This window comes from Belnapia sp. (genome assembly GCF_059504005.1).
In genome coordinates this window covers 50,066-69,874 of sequence record NZ_JCACHU010000127.1, presented here as the reverse complement: position 1 = coordinate 69,874, position 19,809 = coordinate 50,066, and the positions used below count along the sequence as shown (strand labels likewise).

Annotated in this window: 18 protein-coding genes; 5 read left to right on the top strand and 13 right to left on the bottom strand. The window is 71.7% G+C overall.

The genetic code is table 11. The features are described from left to right. Positions 1 to 37 precede the first annotated feature (37 nt). From AC5JJ1_RS16250 to tssA, 11 genes are all read right to left on the bottom strand, one after another. Positions 38 to 973, bottom strand: a complete 936-nt coding sequence (locus AC5JJ1_RS16250) for a hypothetical protein (RefSeq protein WP_495786147.1) — start codon at positions 971 to 973, stop codon at positions 38 to 40. A gap of 7 nt (positions 974 to 980) precedes the next feature. Further along, the gene (locus AC5JJ1_RS16245) at positions 981 to 1,628 is read right to left on the bottom strand and encodes an OmpA family protein (protein WP_495786146.1); all 648 of its coding nucleotides are present in this window, start codon (positions 1,626 to 1,628) and stop codon (positions 981 to 983) included. Positions 1,629 to 1,674: 46 nt separating this feature from the next. Then, positions 1,675 to 2,241, bottom strand: coding sequence for an OmpA family protein (locus AC5JJ1_RS16240; protein ID WP_495786145.1), 567 nt, complete (start codon positions 2,239 to 2,241; stop codon positions 1,675 to 1,677). Between the two features lie 117 nt (positions 2,242 to 2,358). Beyond that, positions 2,359 to 3,351: a type VI secretion system baseplate subunit TssG gene (tssG, locus tag AC5JJ1_RS16235; protein ID WP_495786144.1), complete on the bottom strand. Its 993-nt coding sequence runs from the start codon at positions 3,349 to 3,351 to the stop codon at positions 2,359 to 2,361. Further along, the gene (tssF, locus tag AC5JJ1_RS16230; protein ID WP_495786143.1) at positions 3,348 to 5,171 is read right to left on the bottom strand and encodes a type VI secretion system baseplate subunit TssF; all 1,824 of its coding nucleotides are present in this window, start codon (positions 5,169 to 5,171) and stop codon (positions 3,348 to 3,350) included. Before tssF ends, tssG begins: the two co-directional genes overlap by 4 nt. Position 5,172: 1 nt before the next feature. Beyond that, positions 5,173 to 5,673 (bottom strand): type VI secretion system baseplate subunit TssE, encoded by a 501-nt coding sequence (tssE, locus tag AC5JJ1_RS16225; RefSeq protein WP_495786142.1) that lies wholly within the window; start codon positions 5,671 to 5,673, stop codon positions 5,173 to 5,175. Next, the gene (locus AC5JJ1_RS16220; RefSeq protein ID WP_495786141.1) at positions 5,670 to 6,473 is read right to left on the bottom strand and encodes a type VI secretion system accessory protein TagJ; all 804 of its coding nucleotides are present in this window, start codon (positions 6,471 to 6,473) and stop codon (positions 5,670 to 5,672) included. Before AC5JJ1_RS16220 ends, tssE begins: the two co-directional genes overlap by 4 nt. Next, the gene (tssC, locus tag AC5JJ1_RS16215; RefSeq protein ID WP_495786140.1) at positions 6,470 to 8,050 is read right to left on the bottom strand and encodes a type VI secretion system contractile sheath large subunit; all 1,581 of its coding nucleotides are present in this window, start codon (positions 8,048 to 8,050) and stop codon (positions 6,470 to 6,472) included. Before tssC (AC5JJ1_RS16215) ends, AC5JJ1_RS16220 begins: the two co-directional genes overlap by 4 nt. 61 nt (positions 8,051 to 8,111) lie before the next feature. Further along, on the bottom strand, positions 8,112 to 9,605 hold the full coding sequence (gene tssC / locus AC5JJ1_RS16210; protein WP_495786139.1) for a type VI secretion system contractile sheath large subunit: 1,494 nt from the start codon (positions 9,603 to 9,605) through the stop codon (positions 8,112 to 8,114). A 3-nt stretch (positions 9,606 to 9,608) separates the two neighbouring features. Then, positions 9,609 to 10,118, bottom strand: a complete 510-nt coding sequence (gene tssB / locus AC5JJ1_RS16205) for a type VI secretion system contractile sheath small subunit (RefSeq protein ID WP_495786138.1) — start codon at positions 10,116 to 10,118, stop codon at positions 9,609 to 9,611. A gap of 109 nt (positions 10,119 to 10,227) precedes the next feature. Beyond that, positions 10,228 to 11,367: a type VI secretion system protein TssA gene (tssA, locus tag AC5JJ1_RS16200; RefSeq protein WP_495786137.1), complete on the bottom strand. Its 1,140-nt coding sequence runs from the start codon at positions 11,365 to 11,367 to the stop codon at positions 10,228 to 10,230. A gap of 144 nt (positions 11,368 to 11,511) precedes the next feature. On the opposite strand from tssA, the gene tssH reads away from it, so the two are divergent. The 4 genes from tssH to tcuA all read left to right on the top strand — a co-directional run bounded on the left by tssH (position 11,512) and on the right by tcuA (position 16,850). Then, the gene (tssH, locus tag AC5JJ1_RS16195) at positions 11,512 to 14,160 is read left to right on the top strand and encodes a type VI secretion system ATPase TssH (RefSeq protein ID WP_495786136.1); all 2,649 of its coding nucleotides are present in this window, start codon (positions 11,512 to 11,514) and stop codon (positions 14,158 to 14,160) included. A gap of 53 nt (positions 14,161 to 14,213) precedes the next feature. Beyond that, positions 14,214 to 14,687, top strand: a complete 474-nt coding sequence (locus AC5JJ1_RS16190; protein ID WP_495786135.1) for an Hcp family type VI secretion system effector — start codon at positions 14,214 to 14,216, stop codon at positions 14,685 to 14,687. A gap of 105 nt (positions 14,688 to 14,792) precedes the next feature. Beyond that, positions 14,793 to 15,257, top strand: a complete 465-nt coding sequence (locus AC5JJ1_RS16185) for an Hcp family type VI secretion system effector (RefSeq protein ID WP_495786134.1) — start codon at positions 14,793 to 14,795, stop codon at positions 15,255 to 15,257. A 60-nt stretch (positions 15,258 to 15,317) separates the two neighbouring features. Next, a complete protein-coding gene (tcuA, locus tag AC5JJ1_RS16180) occupies positions 15,318 to 16,850 on the top strand; it encodes an FAD-dependent tricarballylate dehydrogenase TcuA (protein ID WP_495786133.1) in 1,533 nt (510 codons plus the stop codon). Here the strand turns inward: tcuA and AC5JJ1_RS16175 are convergent. Continuing rightward, a complete protein-coding gene (locus AC5JJ1_RS16175; protein WP_495786132.1) occupies positions 16,837 to 17,814 on the bottom strand; it encodes a Bug family tripartite tricarboxylate transporter substrate binding protein in 978 nt (325 codons plus the stop codon). The genes tcuA and AC5JJ1_RS16175 overlap by 14 nt on opposite strands. A 167-nt stretch (positions 17,815 to 17,981) precedes the next feature. Between AC5JJ1_RS16175 and AC5JJ1_RS16170 the strand changes: the two genes are divergently transcribed. After that, positions 17,982 to 18,686, top strand: coding sequence for a hypothetical protein (locus AC5JJ1_RS16170; protein WP_495786131.1), 705 nt, complete (start codon positions 17,982 to 17,984; stop codon positions 18,684 to 18,686). Between the two features lie 102 nt (positions 18,687 to 18,788). On the opposite strand, the gene AC5JJ1_RS16165 is transcribed toward AC5JJ1_RS16170, so the two are convergent. Beyond that, the gene (locus AC5JJ1_RS16165) at positions 18,789 to 19,625 is read right to left on the bottom strand and encodes a flagellin (protein ID WP_495786130.1); all 837 of its coding nucleotides are present in this window, start codon (positions 19,623 to 19,625) and stop codon (positions 18,789 to 18,791) included. Positions 19,626 to 19,809 lie beyond the last annotated feature (184 nt).

Below are 19,809 nucleotides of genomic sequence, written 5' to 3'. Positions count from 1 at the left end.
GCGCCGCCCGGGTGATCCGACCTGACCGAGGCCTGCCTCAGGGCAAGGGCAGCCCGCTGCGCAGCAGCGCCCGCAGCCGCTCGACCGCGGCGGGCGGCAGCCCGACCGCGCCCGGCGAGAAGAGGCGCGGATCGGGCGTGAAGAGCGTATAGGCCATGGCCTCATTGGCCATCAGCTCGTCATTGCCCGTGTCGTAGCCTTCGCGGCCGAGGAAGGCACGGTAGGCGGCGCGCTCCGCCTCGCTGAAACCGTGCCGCCAGGCCGCCTGCACATGCTCGGCGAAGCCGGGCAGGGTGAAGTAGTGGCCATGGCCGATCTCGTGCCGCAGCACGGCGCGGCGCATCTCGGCATCCATCGGTCCGCCCGGATTGGCGGCGGAGACGAGGGCGAAGGGAACCGGTCCGGCGAGCGCCGCGGCGGTGGCGAACTGCTCGCGCAGCCACTGCTCGGCCTCGGTCAGGGCCACGCGGTCCCGCTCGGCAAGGGCGAAGAAGCGGGCGAGGTCGGCCGAGCGGTAGTCATGGCCGAGATACCAGGTCTCCGCCGTGTCGCCGCTGCGGGCGATGGCGGCGGCGAGCTCCGCGCCGTCGAGCAGCCGGTCGCGCGGCAGCCCGGCCTTCTCGACCAGCGCCGCGGCGCGGTTCATGGCGGCGCCCTGGGTGGCCAGGTCCGGGAAGAGCAGGACGAAGACGCCCGGATTCTCGCGCAGCCGCAGCAGGCTCGGGCGGTCGGGGGCCAGGGCCAGCAGCTCCGCCTCGGCGAGCAGCGGCACGGCGGGCGCGAGGGCGGCGACGGGCGCCAGGGGCGGCGGCACCGGGGGCGGTGCGGGCGCCGCTCCCATCCAGGCCCAGGTCGCCGCCATGGCCGCGCCGATCGCCCCGAGGGCCGCCGCGCTGCGCAGCAGCCCGGCACGCGCCGGCCGCGCCGCGCCGGGGCGGGGCAGCCTGACCGTATCGTCCTCGGCCCCCACCATGGGTGGCTCAGTTGCCGATATTGACGACCTGGACGCGGCGGTTCCGCGGCTCGTTGACCTGCGGCGGCGTCTGCACCAGCAACTGGGAGGCACCGAAGCCGACCGCGACCACGCGGCTCTCCGGCACGCCATAGGCGCGGACGAGATGGTCGCGCACGGCGGCGGCGCGGCGCTCGGAGAGCGCCTGGTTCACCGCGGCATCGCCGACCGTGTCGGTATGGCCCTCGATGCGGAAGCGGTAGGGGGCGAGGTCGGACGAGGCCAGCGCCTGGCCGAGCGGGGCGAGCGCGCGCTCCGCCTCCGGCGTCAGCGTGGCGGAGCCGGTCGGGAAGGTGACGGTGATGGAGACGGAGGGCGCATCGGCCGTCGTCTCGCGCGGCGCGGTGCGGGGCGCGGGCGGCCGGGCCGTCGCCGTCTGCTCGGCGGGCGCGGCCTGCGGACGGGCAGGCGCGCTCCAGACCGGGGCCGGGGCGGCGACCGGGGCGGGAGCCGGCGCCTCGCCCGTCATCCGGATGCCGCGGGTCCCGGCGCTGCCCGAGGGCTTGAGCCGGTCGATCAGCGACTGCGCGGCGCTGTCGCTCTGCGCGCCGGCGGGGCCGGGGAGGGTGAGGGCGAGCGTGGCTGCGAGGCAGGCCAGCACGGGAAGCCGGGCCATGATGCGGGTGCCTTCTTGGACGGTGGGTTGCGGGGACATGGCAGGCCTAGCTGCCGAGATTGATGACCTGGACCCGGCGGTTGCGGGCCTCCGCGGTCTCGTCCGGGGTGGCGACCAGGGGCTGGCTCTCGCCCAGACCGACCGACTCGAGCCGGCCGGCGCTGACGCCGTGGCGCGAGGTCAGGTAGTCCCGCACGGCGGCGGCGCGCCGCTCTGAGAGGGCCTGGTTCAGCTCGGGGCTGCCGACCGTGTCGGTATGGCCCTCGATGCGGAAGCGGTAGGGCGCGAGGTCGGATGAGGCGAGGGCGCGGCCGAGCTCGTCGAGGCTGCGCTCGGCCTCCGGCGTCAGCGTGGCGGAGCCGGTGGCGAAGCGCAGCATGATCGAGGCGGCGGCGGTGCCGGGGGGCGCGGTGGTCGTGCGCTGGGCGACCGGCGTGGCCGTGGCGGCGGGGGCCTGGCCCGGGACGCGGATGCCGCGGGTCGTGGGCTGGAGCTGCTCGATCAGCGCCCGCATGCTGGGGTTCTCCGGCTGGCTGCGCTGCGCCCCGGCCTGGGCCGGAGCCAGCAGGGCCGCCACGCCGAGCATGAGCAGGGTCTTCGCAGTGCGGGTCATCGGGCACCTCCGTCCGTGGCCGTGATCATAGCGCAAACCAACCCTTCCGCACATCGCCATGCGTTCATGCGCGCCGGGGTTTCGGGCGGAACCGGCGGGCGGGAGACATCACAATTCTCATTTCGACGTGACGAGGCTGCCCTCGAAGCGCGGCTCCGTCCCGTCGCGCCGGCGCGGCCGCGGCGCGGTGAGCCAGGAGGACCAGCCGAGCCGCCCACGGCCGAGCGCGAGGGGCGGGATGGCCTCCGCCGCCAGCACCGGGTTGACCGCGAAGCCGGTATCGAGCCCAGCGAAGAGGCGGGCCAGGGCGAGGACGCGGTCATGCTGCGGCGTGCCAGGCAGCATCGTCTCGAACCGCTCCCGGTCCAGCGGGCCGATGCGGATGGTGAAGCGGGCCTGGCTGTCCCAGGTCTCCGCCCCGGCGACGGCGCCCTGGCCGAGCAGCGCATGCTGCCCGCCGGCCGCGCGGCCCCGGCCGCCGCCGGCCAGCCGGGTCCGCTCGCTGGCCGGCAGGCGGATCCAGCCGCCGGCGAATTCCTCGATGCGGACGGGCAGGCCCGTCTCCTCCTCCAGCATCGCCTGCAGCCGCGCCGCGGAGCGGCTGCGGGAGGCGAGGTTGCCGGCATGGTAGAGCAGCCGCGGCAGGTCGAGGCCGAGCCGCCCCTCGAGATGCGGCGTGGCGAGGCCGATGACGGCGGCCAGCGCCCGCTCCGCCGGCGCCGGATCCTGCGTCGGGCGGTACTTGTCGCCCGCCTTGACGAAGAGGCCGGTGAAGCGCGAGGCGCCGAGGTCGAGGAAGGCATGCAGCGCCTCCGACCGCTTGCGCTGTTCCGTCCCGACCAGGGCGGTGAAGTGGCGCGGCAGCACGCCCCCGGCGCCGACCAGGCCGAAGGTGGTGACGGGCAGCTGCTGCCCATCGGCGCGGGGCGGGCCGATCTCGCCCTCCGGATGGCCGAGGCGGAGCACGGTGCGGTAGCGCAGCGCCAGCACGTCGCCGCCCGGGGCCAGCAGATGCGCCGCCTGGTCGAGGCTGAAGCGCGTCGGCTCCCGCTGCAGCCGGGCGCGAGGCGCGGCGGCCAGCGGCCGGATCGGCGGCGGCAGGGCGCTCACAGCAGCGCCCGGGTGCCGCTTCGCGCCGGCCATTGCGCGACATGGCCGCTGCGGCCGCGCAGCGCGACACCGGTGCGGACGAAGGCATTCACCGAGACCTGGAGCGAGAGGAAGCGCTCGAGGATCGCCGCCATCAGGTAGAGGCCGCCGCCCTGCCAGCGCTGCGCGTCGTAGGTGAGCGTCACGTCGAGGCCGCGCACCAGGGCGCCGGGCCTGCCGCCCGGCAGCCGGGCGACGCCGGGCCTGGCATCGACGGCGAGCAGCGCGGCGAGGGAGGAGCGGCTCTCGGCGCTGTCCCGCAGATCGTGCAGGCGGAGCATCTCGCGCAGCGCCAGCGCCCCCGCCTCGCCGCCGCTGACCGAGAGGTGGTTCAGCGCGAGATGGGAGATCAGCTTCCAGGCGCCGCGCTCGCGCAGATTGGGCCGCAGCGTCGGCGTCGGCGGCGACAGCGCCTCGGCATGGGCGGCCGGCGAGCCGCCCGTCGCGATGCGGAGCAGCGGCTGGCCGCCGCCGAAGGGCAGCATGCTCGGCAGGTCGCGGTTGCAGCAGAGCGCCTCCACCGTCAGCACGCCATCGGCCGGGCGATGCGGGTCGAAGGCGGCATCGCGCAGGCTGAGCAGCGTCTCCGTGCCGCCGAGCGCGGGCGGCGCCGGGCGGCGGCTGGCGATGTAATGCGCCTCGGCCGCCTCGCCCTCGGCATCGGCGCGGCCGAGCCGGTGGAAGGGCAGGACGAAGCGGCGGGTGCCATCGGCGCGGCTCTCCCGCACCTGCTCCACGGCATAGACCTCGAGCGCGGTCGGGCGACGGGCATCCGGCACGACGAGCCATTCGGACTGGGTGCCGTCGAGGGCAATGGGCTCGCAGCGCTGCGGGAAGAGGTTCACCGCGGGCGTGCAGGCGAGGGCGAAATTCTCCGCCGTCAGCGTCCGCTCCAGCTCCGGCATGGAGCGGGAAAGGTAGATGAAGACCTCCAGCCGGTCGCCCTTCTGGACGAGGCTGCGGGCATCGAGCCCGTCGAGGTCGAGATAGAGGAATTTCTCCGGGAAGGCGAAGAACTCGGTCAGCAGCCGGTGGCCGGCGAAGGCGCGGCGCGGCCAGGGCAGGGCGGCTTCCTCGGCCTCGAAGCCGCCGGGCTGCAGCGCGCCGGCGCCGAGGATGGTCGGCCGCGTATCGGCCGGGCCATCGGCGAGGGCGATGGAGAGGGTCGCGGTGCAAAGAAGCTCGTGCAGTTGCGCGGCGGCCGGGCCGATGCCGCGGAGATGCAGGCGCAGCCGGTCGAGCCCGAGCTCCGCCATCGGCAGGTCGGGCGAGGCGGTCTTCAAGGTGAGGCGGAGGCAGGCGACGGCACCGGCGGCGCGCGGATTGGCGGGCGCCGCCAGCGGCAGGCCGGAGAGCCGCGCCGCCTCGATCGTCAGCGGCCAGAGCGTCACATCATGGCAGGTGCGGAAGCGGACGGGCTCGCCCCGCACCGGCTCGGTCTCCACCGCGAGGCCGCGCGGCACCTTCACCGGCGCCCGCGTGTCGGCGGGCGGGGCGAGGCGCAGCGTCGTCATCGAGGGGACGGGCGCCAGCAGGTGCGGCGAGAGCATCTCGAGCAGCGCGTCGCTGATCTCGGGCAGCTCGTCGTCCAGCCGGTGCTGGACGCGCGCGGCGAGGAAGGCGATGCCCTCCAGCAGCCGGGCGACGAAGGGGTCGTCCACCGTCTCGGCGGAGAGGCGAAGCCGGCCGGCGACCTTGGGGAACGCCTCGGCGAACTCGCCGGCATCGCGGCGGATCGCGGCCAGCTCGCGGTTGAAATAGGGGAGCAGCGTCTCCGACATCTCAGCCCTCGCGCACCGAGACGTCGAGCGTGACGGGGCGGAGCTGCGTCTCGAAGCTGATCTGCTCCGGCACCGGGTCGCTGCGCAGCACCGCCTCGACGCGGAGGCGCAGCGTGCGGTCCAGCGGCTCCGCCCGTTCGCGCGGCGACTTGGCCAGCGTCACGCGGATATTGGTCAGCCGCGGCTCGAAGCGGCGGACCGCGGCCTCGACTTCGGCGGCCAGCGCCTCGCGCCGCTCATCCTCGGTGAAGCTGCCGGCGGTCGGGTCTGGCACGCCGTAGCCGAGGGCGGAGACGGGAAGCTCGGCCAGCGCGGCCGGGAGGGGCACGCGGCGGCGGCGGGCGTTCAGCAGCGCCTCCATGTCGCGCCGCACCGCCTGGCGCAGCAGCTCCACGGCATAGGCCTGGGTGACTGGCGGATCGACCGGCGCCGCCGGATCGGCATCGAGCAGCCGGTCCAGCAGCGGCAGCCGGATGCGCCCGCCGCGTGCCTGGTCGCTCATGTGAAGGTCAGGCTGCCCGCATCGGCCAGCGGCAGAGCGTCCTCACCGGCAAGGAAGAGGCGCTGGCCGAGGCCGCGCACCGGGCCGGCGCCGGCATCCGGCCAGTCCGTCTCGCGGCCGAGCTTGAGCGCGGCCGGCGTCGCCGGATCGGTCCAGAGATAGATGGCGGGGACGAAGACGAGGCCCTCGGTGCCGTCCTTCAGGGTAAGGTTGGTGCGGCGCCAGAAGAGGTCGCGCGGGCGGCGCGCGGCCTCGAAGACCAGGCTCTGCAGCCGCTCGACCGGCACCCACATGTACTCGCCGCCGGCCGTCAGCACCTCGAGATGCGGGCTGAACAGGTCGTCGGCATCGCGGAAGTCGTCGAAGGGCGTCACCTTGCCGTCCGGCGCCTCGGCCTCGCCGGGGGCGCGGGGGCGAAGCTCCTCCGCCTCGGCCGCGGCGGCGGCGGCGCCGGCGGCATCGCCGAGGCGAAGCAGGGTCACGGCGCGCATCGCGGCCGTCTGCGCCGGCGTCGCCTCGTCGCCCTGGAATTTCGGCACCCGGCCCTCGCCGAAGACCTGGCGCCGCACGACCTCGGCGCGCAGCAGGCGGCGGAATTCGAGGACGGCGGGGGAGGGCTCCTCCTCGATGACGCTGTCCAGCGTGCGGTCGGCGCGCTCCACATCGCCGGAGAAGAGGAGCATCTCCGTCAGCAGCCAGCGCGCGCCGGAATCGCGCGGGGCGGCCTTCACCCCGGCGGTCGCGGCGGCGATGGCGGCGGGCAGGTCGCCCTTCTGGAAGGCGTCACCGATCGTGCTCATGCTGCTGCCCTCGGCGCGGAAAGGTCGGTCACCAGCCGGAAGGCAGCGCCCACCTCGTCCAGCTGGAAATGCGGTTGCATCTGGATCGTGCAGCCGAAGACGCCGGGCTGGCCCGGCTTCTCCCGCACCTCGACCTTGGAGGCGCGGAGCGGCTGGCGGGCGCCGCTCTCGCCGGCGGCGCCGCTGGTCGTACTGGTGAACTGCATCAGCCAAGTTTGCAGCCGCCGCTCGATCTCCTGCGGCGTCTTGAAGCTGCCGACCATGTCGCGGCCCATCATCTTGACGCAGTGGGCGAAGCGGCTGACGCAGAGCACGGCGTTGAATTGCGCGGACAGGCGCTGGTTGGCATTGGCCGCCTCGCCGGTCATGCGGGGCGGACGGTGCAGGCTGGGGGCGGCGGCGAAGGCGGCCTCCGGCAGGCCCTCGAGGCCGATCAGCGGCATGAGGCCCGCCTCGACCACCTGGCGCTCCTGGTCGTCGGTCAGGGCGAGCTCGACCGGCGGGCGCGGCGGCAGGCCGGGCGGGTCGGAGCGCAGGCGCTCGGCCGGCAGCCCGTCCACGACGCCGCCCATCGGCACCGCATGGACGGTGGCGCCGCGGATATCCGCCGGCCAGCCATGGTTGGCGAAGGCGCGCATGGCAATGGCGGCGAGCGGGTAGACCGGGCTCATCCAGGCGCGGGCGCCGGGCTGGCCGGCATCCGTGCGGTAGCGGAAGCGGTCGGCACGGCTGCCGTCATCCGCCCAGGGCGGGCGGGCGAGGACGCGCGGCAGCAGCACGGACAGGAAGCGGGTGTCCTCGCGCTCCTGCAGGCTGCGCCAGCGGCGGCGCTCCGGCCCGCGCATCGGCTCGGTCGGGTCGATGGCGGGGCCGAGCTCCTGCCACTGGTCGAGGCCGAAGAGCGAGGGATGGGCAGCGACGACCGTCGGCGCGAAGGCCGCGGCGGCGACGCCGGCGAGCGCGTCGAGGCCGGAGACGTCGTCGGTGTTGCTGCCGGGGCCGGGGAAGGGCCGCAACTCCCAGTCGCCGCAGAGCAAGCCGTAGGGCTCGCCGCCGGGGGTGCCGAACTCCTCCTCGTAGACCTTGCGGAAAAGCTGGCTCTGGTCGAACTCGATGGCACGCTCGAAGTCGCGGCAGAGCTCCGACCAGCGGAGGGTGAGCTGTTTCACCTTACAGCTCCGCCCGGGCGGGAGGCGGTTGACCAGCCAATGGAGGCCACGCCAGGAGCCCTCCAGTCGGCGCAGCCGCTCCTGCCGCAGCACGGCGTCGAGTTGTTCCGAGATCAGCCGGTCGATCGTGGCGATGTCGCGGTCGACGGCTTCCTCCAGCCGGGCCATCGCCTCGGCGCGGCCGCGCCGGGTGCCGTCATGTTCGAGGATGGCGGCGAGCCCTGCCTCGCCGAACCAGAGCTGCAGCGAATGGGCAGGGCCCTCGACCAGGAAGCTGGCCATGCCATCCGCAGCGTTGGCGCCGGCCCGGCCGAAGAAAGCCCCGGCGAGGGCGGCCGCGCGCAGGGGCGGCGGGGCCGAGGCCCCGGGGCCAGCATCGGCCGTCGCCGCGGCCGGCGATCCATCCATGCTGGGCGCTCCCCCTCCCGACGCACAGGCGCTGGCCCGGCCGAAGCCGGGCCAGATCAGGTCAGGCCTTTTGGGGGATGCGGGCGACCATCCGCATGGAGGTCGTCAACTCCTCCATCTGCAGCCAGGGCTGCAGATAGGCGACGGCGTTGTAGGAGCCGGGGCGGCCCGGGATCTCCTTTACCTCGACCTTGGCCTCGCGCAGCGGGTAGCGCGCCTTGGTCTCCGGCCCCGCGCTCGGGTTGCCGTTGACGTAGTTCAGGATCCAGCGGTTCAGCCACTGCTCGCAGTCGGAGGACTCCATGAAGGAGCCGATCTTGTCCCGCGCCATCACCTTGAGGAAATGGGCGAAGCGGCTGGTCGCCATCAGATAGGGCAGCCGGGCCGAGATGGCGGCGTTGGAGGTCGCCTCCGGCCGGTCGTACTTCTTCGGCTTCTGGGTGGACTGGGCGCCGAAAAAGACCGCGTAGTCGGTGTTGCGGTAGTGGCAGAGCGGCAGGAAGCCGAGCCCCGAAAGCTCCGCCTCGCGCCGGTCGGTGATGCCGATCTCGGTCGGGCACTTGGCGTCCATGTCGCCGTCGTCCGAGGTGAAGACATGCGTCGGCAGGTTCTGCACCTTGCCGCCGCCCTCGGCACCGCGGATGGCCACGCAGAAGCTGGTCTGGGCGAAGCTGTCGGTGAGGCGCTGCGCCATGACGTAGGCCGCGTTCATCCAGCAGTAATCGTGGTGGTCCATCGCCTTGGCGCGGCCGGCCTCGTCGAAGGGCGCCTCCTCATAGCCGAACTCCTCGACCGGGACGGTGCCGGCGCCATAGGGCAGCCGGGCGATGACGCGCGGCATGACCAGCGTGACGAAGCGGCTGTCCTCGGTGTCGCGGTAGGAGCGCCACTTGGCGTATTCCGCCGTCTCGAAGATCTTGGCGAGGTCGCGCGGCTTCGACAGCTCGCGCCAGTCGGAGAAGCCGAACATGCCGGCGCCGACGCCCGAGATGAAGGGCGCGAAGGCGCTGGCCGCGACGTTGGAGGCGAGGCGCAGCGTCTCGATGTCGTCCGGGTGATTGGTCCACTCGTAGTCGCCGACCAGGGCGCCATAGGGCTCGCCGCCCGGGGTGCCGAACTCGTTCTCGTAGACTTTCTTGAAGAGCTGGCTCTGGTCGAACTCAACCGCCCGCTGCAAGTCGCGCGACAGGTCGCGCTTGCTGCATTGCAGCATCCGCAGCTTCAGCGAGGTGCTGGTCTCGGTGTTCATGACCAGGTAGTGCAGCCCGCGCCAGGAGCCCTCGAGCTTCAGGAAGCGCTCGTTGTGCATCACCGCGTTGAGCTGGCTGCTCAGCTTGGCGTCCAGCGCCGCGATTGCCCGCTCGAAGGTCTGGGTGAGGTTGCGGCTGTAGGTGACGGTACCCTTCAGCGCCTCCTCGGTGAGCGCCTTGATCAGGTCCTGGGCGCGGTCGCGCTCGGTCTGCTTGGTGGCGCCGAGTACTTGGTCGAGCAGGCCGAGCCCGGCCTCCTCCGTGACCGTCGTGGCGCCGGCTGCCGCCGATTGTGTCTCGCTCATGGATCAGGCCCCCTGTTTGTCGAGGCCGAGCTGGGACGACAGCGCCGCCAGCTTGTCCTTGTCCTGGAGGACCTCCTCGAGCAGGCCTTCCAGCTCCTCGGAGCGGTCCACCTTGCTCATCAGGTCGCGCAGCTTGGCGCGGGTGTCCATCAGCGCCTTCAGCGCCGGCACCTGCTCGGCCACCTTCGCCGGCTCGAAATCCTCGATCGAGCGGAATTTCAGGTTGACCGCCATCTGGCTGCCGTCGCCGGCCAGGGTGTTGTCCACCTTGATGTTCAGGCCAGGCTGGATGCGGGCCATCACGTCGTTGAAATTGTCGCGATCAATCTGCACGAATTTCCGTTCGGCGAGCGGCTTCAGCGGCTCGGACGGGTCGCCGGCGAAATCGCCCATGACGCCGACGACGAAGGGCAGCTCGCGCTCGACGGCGGCGCCCTCGGTCTCGACCTCATAGGTGATATGGACGCGCGGCTTGCGCACCCGGGCCAGCTTCTGATGGACGCTACCGCTCATCCTCTATTCTCCCGATTCGTGCCGGTAACGGTTCTGGCGATGGCGAACACGATACGCGGCGCGGACGAAACCAGTCAATCAAACCCTTGCTGATCGGTTGATCAGCCGGTCACTCGTTCTCGCCCATGGCGGCCCGGATCCCCAGCATCGTTAGCATCGCCTGCCGCGCCCCGCTGTCGGGCAGCACCTCGGCCAGCAGCTCCGGCAGTGGCATGCGGGCGCGGCGGACGGCATCGGCGAGGGTATAGGCTAGGGGGGAGTGCGGCTCCGTCTTGCGGAAGAACTCGGCGAGATCCTCGATCTGGCGGATGGCATCCTCGCGGGTCCGCAGCGTGCGGGGCGCCGCGGCCATCGCACCGCCCATCGCCGGCCCTTGCTCCGCCACTGCCGTCGCCTCCTCAGCCGTTGCCGCCGCCTCGGCATCCGTCGCGCGCTCCTCGACGACCGGGCCGACCAGCCGTGTCGCCATCGCCAGGACCTGCTCCAGCGCATCGGCGACGCGGCGGGTGTTGGGCGCGATGTCGCCGAAGCGTGCGTCCATCTGCGCGCCGAGCGCCGCCCAGGCGCGCTGCGCCGCCACCGCCTGCTGCGCGGTGCGGCGCAGGGTCGCGGCATCGATGCGGGCCTCGGCCTCGAGCGCCTTCAGCTCCGGCACGCCAGCTTCGTAGCGGGCTTGGCGGCGGCGGCGGTTCTCGCCCTCGTCGGGGATCGCCGCGGTGTCCTCGGCGATCTTCCAGAGGTAGAGGCTGACGCCGCGCCCGTCTGGCCGGCGGAACAGCGGCAGGCGGCGCAGCGGCTGCATCAGCGTGCCGTCGGCGCCCTCGCCGGAGAGGCCGCTGAGGGGCGCGGCGCGGATATCCATCCCATCCTCGTCGGGCTGCGGGAAGCCGGGCTCCCAGTAGCGCTCGAGCAGGCCGGTCAGCAGCTCCGAGCCGGCGATGAGGCCGGGCAGGCCGTCGAGCCGCACCAGCGATTCCAGCAGCCAGGCGGCGACCTCGAAATCCTTGCTGCGGCTACCGAGGCAATCGAGGCCGAGCCGCTTCACCTCGCGCCAGCTCTGCGGCACGGCGGGCTCGGCTTCCTCCGAGGTCTCCAATGCGCGCTCCTCCGCCCGGGCCTCGGCCCGCGCGTCGCGCAGCTTCTGGTACGGCGAGGTCGGCGAGTAGTCGCTGCGCAGATCGGTGCCCGCGCCATCGGGCCCGTCGAGGGGCGCGAGCAACGTCTCAATATCGAACAGGCTTCCCGACATGCAGGGTCGACTCTTCCGCGTGAAAATAAAGGCCGGGTGGCCCGCAACCGATACGCTATCATGCTGGACAGCGCTTGCCCAAACTGTTTACGGTCCGGCCATCCGAGGCAACGGCAGAAGTAGTTAGCGGGAGGTTAACGGCGCATGGTGGCGATCGACCTCAAATCCCTCGTCGGCCGCCTCAGCGCCATCGGGCGGCGGCAGCTCGAGGCGGCGGCCGGGCTGACGCTCTCCCGCTCGCACTACAATGTCGAGATCGAGCACCTGCTGCTGAAGCTGGTCGAGACGCAGGGAACCGACGTCAACGTCCTGCTGCGCAAGCAGGGGATCGACAGCGGCCGCGTCATCGCGGAGCTGACGCGCGCGCTCGACAAGCTGCGCACCGGCAATGCGCGGGCGCCCTCGCTCTCGCCCGACATCGTCACCTGGCTGCGCGAGGCCTGGCTAGTGGCCTCGCTCGAAAGCGGGACCGGACGCATCCGCACGGGCCACATGCTGGCCGCGCTGCTGTCCGACGAGACCCTGCAGCGCACGGTGAAGGATGGGGCGCCCAGCCTGCTCTCCCTCCCGGCCGATGCGCTGCGCCGCGGCGGGCTCGACACGCTCTGCGACGGCAGCGAGGAGGCCGGGGAAGCCGGTGCCCCATTGCCAGGCGAAGCGCCGGCGGCCGCGGGCGGCGCGCCCGGCGAGGCGCCGCGCGGCGGCGGGCCGCTCGAGCAGTTCTGCACCGACCTCACCGCGCAGGCGAAGGCGGGGAAGATCGACCCGATCCTCGGCCGCGACGGCGAGATCCGGCAGGTGATCGACATCCTGACGCGGCGGCGGCAGAACAACCCGATCCTCACCGGCGAGCCCGGCGTCGGCAAGACAGCGGTCGCGGAGGGGCTGGCGCTGCGCATCGCCGCCGGCGACGTGCCGGAGGCGCTGCGCAAGGTGAAGCTGATGTCGCTCGACCTCGGCCTGCTGCAGGCAGGCGCCGGGGTGAAGGGCGAGTTCGAGAACCGGCTGAAGGGCGTCATCGACGCGGTGAAGGGCTCCCCGGTGCCAGTCGTCATGTTCATCGACGAGGCGCATACGCTGATCGGCGCCGGCGGCGCGCAGGGCCAGAACGACGCGGCCAACCTGCTGAAGCCGGCGCTGGCCCGCGGCGAGCTGCGCTGCCTCGCGGCCACGACCTGGGCCGAGTATAAGAAATACTTCGAGAAGGACGCGGCGCTCACCCGCCGCTTCCAGGTGGTGCAGGTCGGCGAGCCGGCGGTGGCGCTGGCGCAGGCGATGCTGCGGGGGCTGGTGCCGGTGCTGGAGAAGCACCACGGCGTCCGCATCCTGGACGAGGCGGTGGAGCAGGCCTGCGTGCTCTCGGCACGCTACATCCCGGCGCGGCAGCTGCCCGACAAGGGCGTCTCGCTGCTGGACACCGCCTGCGCCCGCGTGGCCATGAGCCAGGCGGCGGAGCCGGCGCCGCTCGAGGACCGGCGGCGGCGGCTCGACCTTATCGCCACCGAGCTCGGCGCCATCGCGCGGGAGGAAGCGGCGGGGCAGGACCATGCCGCGCGGCGCGCGGGCCTCGAGGAGGAGCGGGGAACGGTCGGGGCCGAGCTGGCCGCCCTCGAGGCGCGGTACAGGGAGGAGAAGGAACTCGTCGCCAGCATCCGCGAGTCGAGGGAGGCGATCGAGGCGGCGATGGCTTCCGGCGCCGACGCGGCGGAAGCGAAGGCCAGGCTCGCCAGCGCCACCGACGCGCTGCATGCGCTGCAGGGCGAGGAGCCGCTGGTGCATCCCGTGGTGGACGGCCAGGCCGTCGCCGAGGTGGTCGCCACCTGGACCGGCATCCCGGTCGGGCGGATGGTCTCGGACGAGATCAAGACCATCCTGAACCTGAAGGACAGGCTGGAGGAGCGGGTCGTCGGCCAGCCGCATGCGCTGGCGGCCATCGCCCAGGCCATCCAGACCAACCGCGCCGGCCTGACCGACCCGCGCAAGCCCATCGGCGTCTTCATGATGGTCGGCACCAGCGGCGTCGGGAAGACGGAGACGGCGCTGGCCGTGGCCGACCTGCTCTATGGCGGTGAGCAGAACCTGACGACCATCAACATGAGCGAATTCAAGGAGGAGCATAAGGTCTCGCTCCTGATGGGCTCGCCCCCCGGCTATGTCGGCTACGGCGAGGGCGGCGTGCTGACCGAGGCGGTGCGGCGGCGGCCCTACAGCGTCGTCCTGCTGGACGAGATGGAGAAGGCCCATCCCGGCGTGCAGGACGTGTTCTACCAGGTCTTCGACAAGGGCAACATGAAGGACGGGGAGGGGCGGGACATCGACTTCCGCAACACCGTCATCATCATGACGTCCAACGCCGGGACGGACACCATCGCCAAGCTCTGCGCCGACCCGGACCTGATGCCGGAGCCGGAGGCGCTGACGGAGGCGCTGCGGCCGGACCTGCTGAAGGTGTTCAAGCCGGCCTTCCTCGGCCGCTGCAACATCGTCACCTACTACCCGCTGGCCGACGACATCATGAAGCTCATCGTCGGGCTGCAGCTGAAGCGGATCGGCCGCCGGGTGAAGTCCGCCTACGGGGTCGACTTCCAGGTCGATGACAGCGTGCCGGAGGCGATCGTCGCCCGCTGCAAAGAGGTGGAAAGCGGCGCACGAAATATTGAAAACATCCTCAACCGCACGATGCTACCCGAGTTGTCATCTCGAATTCTGTCGCGACTGGCCGATGGCGGCGAGGTCGGGCGGGTCAAGGTCGCGATGGGCGAAGGGGACACGTTCCAGTATGATATCGGCTAGGCGACGGCAGGGGGCCGTCTCCGGCAGTCGGGCAGGCAGAAAGGGATAGAAGTATGGCGATCCTCGTTAAGTACGGCGACATCAAGGGCGAGTCGAAGGTCGAGGGCTTCACCGACCATTTCGAGGTCGCCAGCTTCCAGTTCGGCGTCGGCCGGGCCATCGCCTCGGCCCGCGGCACCTCGACCCGTGAGGGCTCGGTCGTGTCCGTCAGCGAGATCACGATCAGCAAGACCAGCGACAACACCAGCATCAAGCTGTTCGAGGAAGCGCTGCACGGCAAGCTCGACAAGAAGGTCGAGATCCGCTTCGTCCGCACCGGCGGCGCCAAGCCGACCGCCTATTTCACCGTGGACCTCGAGGGCTGCGGCGTCTCCGGCTTCTCGATGAGCTCCGGCGGCGATCGCCCGAATGAGTCGCTCAGCCTGAACTTCGACAAGGTGAAGCTCGGCTACAACCCGGTCGGCGACGACCTCACCGGCTCCCCGGTCTACTACACCTGGGATCTGGCCAAGGGCACCGGCTCGTAAGCCGGCACTGCGCCTTCACGGGATGAGGGATGCGGTGGCCTGCCGCCGCATCCTCTGCCCGGGGGCGGTCTTTCTGTATCCGCATCGCTCACCGAGGCTGGCCCCATGGCGATCTTCATGAAGTATGAGGGCATCGACGGCGAGCATGGCCTGAATGGCGAGGGCGGCTATATCGAGCTGACCGGACTGGCCTGGTCGATGTCGCGCAGCGGCTCCGCGATCTACTCCGGCGGGCGCGGGCGGGTCGAGCCGTCGGTCGGCGAGGTCAACTGCTCCAAGCTCAGCGACATCAGCTCCATCGGGTTGCTGAACGAGGCCTTCAGCGGGAAATTCGACCGCAAGGTCACCATCAGCTTCGTCCGCCAGGGCCAGGCGAGGCTGCTGCCCTACATGGTCTATACCCTGACCGAGGTGGGCATCATCTCCTTCGCGCATGGCGGCGGGGAGGGGGTTCCGACCGACAGCTTCGCCCTCACCTTCGGCTCGATCGACATCCAGTACACCCGCTTCACCGACGACTTGACGGGCGTTTCGGCCAACATCCTCTACAACGTGCCTCAGGCGCAGTAGCGCGGGGCCGCCGCCGCGACCTGGACAGGCGCGCGGCTCCCTGTATACATCGGTGTACAGATGAGCGGGGATGCCATGTCCGAGGAGTTCGACGTCATCGTGGTCGGCGGCGGCAATGCCGCCTTCTGCGCTGCCCTCTCGGCGCAGGAGCAGGGTGCGCGGGTCGTCATGCTGGAGCGGGCGCCGGAGGACGAGGCGGGGGGCAATACCCGCTTCACCGCGGGCGCCATCCGCTTCGCCTATCGCGGCGTCGATGACCTGCGGGAGATCATGCCGGACCTCACCGATGCGGAATGCGCGCAGACGGATTTTGGCACCTATACCGAGGACCAGTTCTTCGACGACATGTTCCGCGTGACGCGGAATCGCACCGACCCCGAGCTTTGCGACATCTTGGTCCGGCGCAGCTTCGAGACCATGAAGTGGCTACGCGGCAAGGGCGTCAAGTTCGCGCCCATCTGGGGGCGGCAGGCCTTCAAGGTGGATGGCAAGTTCAAGTTCTGGGGCGGGCTGACGGTCGAGGCCTGGGGCGGCGGCCCCGGCCTCGTCGCCGCCGAGACGGAGGCGGCGCGGAAGCGCGGCATCGAGATCCGCTACGCGACGCGGGCGCAGCGGATCCTCTACGACGGCTTCAAGGTCGAGGGCGTGCGGGTCAAGTCGCCCGGCCGCATCTACGACATCAAGGCACCTTCGGTGATCCTCGCGGCGGGCGGCTTCCAGGGCGACGCGGAGATGCGCACGCGTTATCTCGGCCCGGGCTGGGAGCTGGCGAAGGTGCGGGGCACGCGCTTCAACACCGGCGACGGGATCAAGATGGCGCTCGAGATCGGCGCCTCGCCCTTCGGCAACTACTCCGGCTGCCATGCGGTGCAGTGGGACTTCAACGCGCCGGAATATGGCGACCTCGCCGTCGGCGACGCCTTCCAGAAGCACAGCTACCCTTGGAGCGTGCTGATCAACGCGAACGGGCGGCGCTTCCTCGACGAGGGCGCCGATTTCCGCAACTACACCTATGCCAAATACGGCCGCGTGGTGCTGGAACAGCCGGGCAATTTTGCCTGGCAGGTCTTCGACCAGAAGGTGCTGCATGTGTTGCGCGACGAGTACCGCATCAAGCAGGTGACCAAGGTGCGCGCCGACACGCTGGAGGAGCTGGCGGCGAAGCTGGAGGGCGTCGACGGCCGCGCCTTCCTCGAGGAGATCCGCGCCTACAACGCCGCCGTCCGGCGCGACGTCCCCTTCAACCCCAACGTGAAGGACGGGCGCTGCACGGAGGGGCTGGCGGTCAACAAGTCCAACTGGGCGAACACCATCGAGGACGGGCCCTTCGAGGCCTACCAGGTGGGCTGCGGCATCACCTTCACCTTCGGCGGCCTCAGGATCGACAGCGAGGCGCGGGTGCTGGATGCGGACCAGCAGCCGATCGCCGGCCTCTATGCGGCCGGCGAGCTCGTCGGTGGCGTCTTCTATTTCAACTACCCGGGCGGGTCGGGCCTCATCAACGGCGCGGTCTTCGGCCGGCTGGCCGGCGCCACGGCGGCGGCCGACCTGAAGACCAATGCAGGCGGGATGGCCACCCCTATTCCAGCCTGACATCGGCGCCCTGGATGACGGGCGCCCAGCGCTCGTACTCCGCGGCGACGAAACGGTCGGTCTCGCCCGGGTCCATCCAGATCGGCTCGCTCGCCGTCTCGGTGAGGCGGGCGCGGATGGCGGGCATCGCCAGGATGTCCTGCAGCGCGGAGGCCAGCGCCGCGGTCACCGGCCGCGGCGTGCCGCGCGGGGCGAAGAGGCCGGTCCAGGAGCGGACGGCATAGTCCGGCAAGCCGCCCTCCTGCATGGTCGGGATGTCAGGGCGGCTGCCGACACGCCGGTCGGTGCAGACGGCGAGCAGCGTCACCCGGCCCGCATCGGCCGGCCCCACCACCGTCGGCAGGTTGAGAAAGACGATCGGCACCGTGCCGGCGACGAGGTCGGTGATGGCCTGGCCGCCGCCGCGGTAGGGCACATGCGTCAGGTCGAGCCCCGTCCGCAGCCGGAAGAGCTCGCCCGCAAGGTGGTTGGAGGAGCCGACGCCCGAGGAGCCGAAGCTCATCCCCCGCCGGTCGGCCTTCGCCCTGGCGATGAGCTCCGGCACCGTCCGGATGCCGAGCCCTCTGGTGGCGGCGAGCACGTTCGGCACGTCGACCAGCATGGCGATGCCCTCCAGCGCCTCCCTTGCGTCATAGCCAAGGTCCCGGGCGATCAGCGGATGGAAGACGTGGTTGGAGGCGGAGGAGACCAGCAGGGTCAGCCCATCCGGCCGGGCGCGGGCGACGAGGCCCATGCCGATGCTGCCGCCACCGCCCGGCCGGTTCTCGACGATAAAGGGCTGGCCGAAGCGCGCCTCGAGCTGGGGCGCGAGCAGCCGCGCCACCACGTCGTTGGAGCCTCCTGGTACCCAGGGGACGATCAGCGTGACCGGCTTGCCGGGCCAATGACCCTGCGCCATGGCGGCCCGGGCGAGCAGCAGGGCAGGCGCAGCAAGGGCTTGGCGGCGGGCGAAGGCGTGCGGCATTCCGTCCTCCCGGATCTTTCCCGCAGCATGCCCTGGCAGGGCCGGGGAGGCGAGCCCGTCGCGGAGGGCGGGAACTCCTCGGCCTGCCGATCCCGTTCGGCGTTTTTCTGCTGATGCCGGTCGGGCGGCCCGTTACAAGGCGGCGCGGGGCGGTTGGGGCGAGGCGCATGCGCGAGACGGTTTGGCTGGCGATCGGGATGGGGCTGCTGGCCGGGTGCTCGGGGCAGCGCTCCTCGGGAGTGATGCCGCTGGCGGATGGCAGCTATCGCGTCGCCGTGGCGAGCCGCGACCTCGGTGGCGCCGCGCAGCGGGCGCTCGGCCAGGCTTCGGCCCATTGCAGCGGCCAGGGCGGCCAGGCACTGATGCTGCGGCGCCAGATCAACGCGGCCGATTACGACCTAGTCTTCCGCTGCGCGGATGCCGCCGCGCCGCCGCGCAACGGGGCGGCCCCCATCCTGCTCGGCAGTGCCGCCCCCGCGGCGACGGGCATGCCGCAGCCCGCGATGCTGCCGCGGGAGCCGCGCACGCTCGTTGCCCCCGGGGCCAGGACGGTGCCGCCCTCCGCTGGGGGGCGCCTGCCGCCGGTGCCGGACCTGCCGCCGCTCCGGCGGATTTCGGTGCAGGGACAGGAATTGGCCGTCGCGCCCTTGCCCGCGATGCAGCCGGCCTTCTCCGCGCTGCCGCCGCGCCCGCCGGCGCCGCGGGCCTATGAGAGCCTGCCCCCGGTGACGGGCATGCCGGGCGGGCCGCCGCCGCGGCCCCTGACGCCTTTGCCGCCGATTGCCGAGCCGGCGCTGGCCGGCCCGCCGCTGCGGCAGGGTGCGGCGAGCCCGACGCCGCCCTCCGCCTTCTGGGACTTCCGCCGCAACTAGAACCAGCCCTGCTCGGATGGAATCCGCCGAGCGGCCTTCGCTCGACCAGGCCACCGGCCGGAGCGCGTTCCGTGAGCCGGGCCGGACGGCGCGCGCCCCGGCTCAGCCGCGGAAGAGGCTGACCAGCGACTGCGGGGCCTGGTTGGCGATGCCGAGCGCCTGGGTGCCGAGCTGCTGGCGGATCTGCAACGCCTGGAGCCGGGCGCTCTCCTTCGCCATGTCGGTGTCGATCAGCGCGCCGAGGCCGCTCTGCTGCGCATCCAGGATCGACTTGTTGTATTTGATCTGGTTGTCGATGTAGCTGGCGTAGCTGCCGAAATTGTTCAGCTGGCTCAGCGTGTTGGTGATCGCCTTGCCGACGCCGCCGGTCTTGGTCAGCGCGGCGCAGGCGTCGCCCCGCGTCCAGGCATTGGCGCCGGAGACGCTGTCGAAGATGTTGGTGAGGGCTTTGTAGCCGCTGAAGGTGTAGTAGCTCCCCGTCCCGTTGACGACGACCTTCACGGCGAGGGTGGTCGGGTCGTCGAGGACGTTGAGGCCGTTGTAGCTGGCGTCCTTGATGAAGGACTTGATGTTGTTCGTCAGCTCCTTCGCCCGCGACTGGTACTGCGACCGCTGCTCGGCGGCGATGCCCCCGTCCGCCAGCTTTATCGCGACCTTCTGGAGATCGATGAGCGCGGTCGAGACGTTCTCCAGCGCGGCGCTCGAGACATCGAGCAGTCCCTTGACGCCGCCCAGCTGCTCATTGGCCGAGTTGGTGGCGGCGATCGCGCCGCGGATGCGCTCGGCGACCGCGAAGGCCGCGCCGTCATCCTTCGCATCGACGACGCGGTAGCCGGTCGAGATGCGCTTCTGGGTCGCCGTCAGCTCGTCGCTGGTGCGGTTGAGCGACTGCAGCGCCACCATGGCGCCGGCATTGGTATTGACGGAATTCAGCGGCATCGGGTTTTTCCCTTGGCTGGCGACCGCGATCCTCGGGCCGGTTGAGGGGATGCTGCCCGTTCCGGGTAAAGAACCGATGAAGGCCGCCGCCGGAAAATTCGGGGTCCCCCCGCGAAAGATCGAGCCTGCTTGATCCAGCCGGGCCGAATGGAGGATACCGGCGGCTTGCGCGCCCATCCGCGCC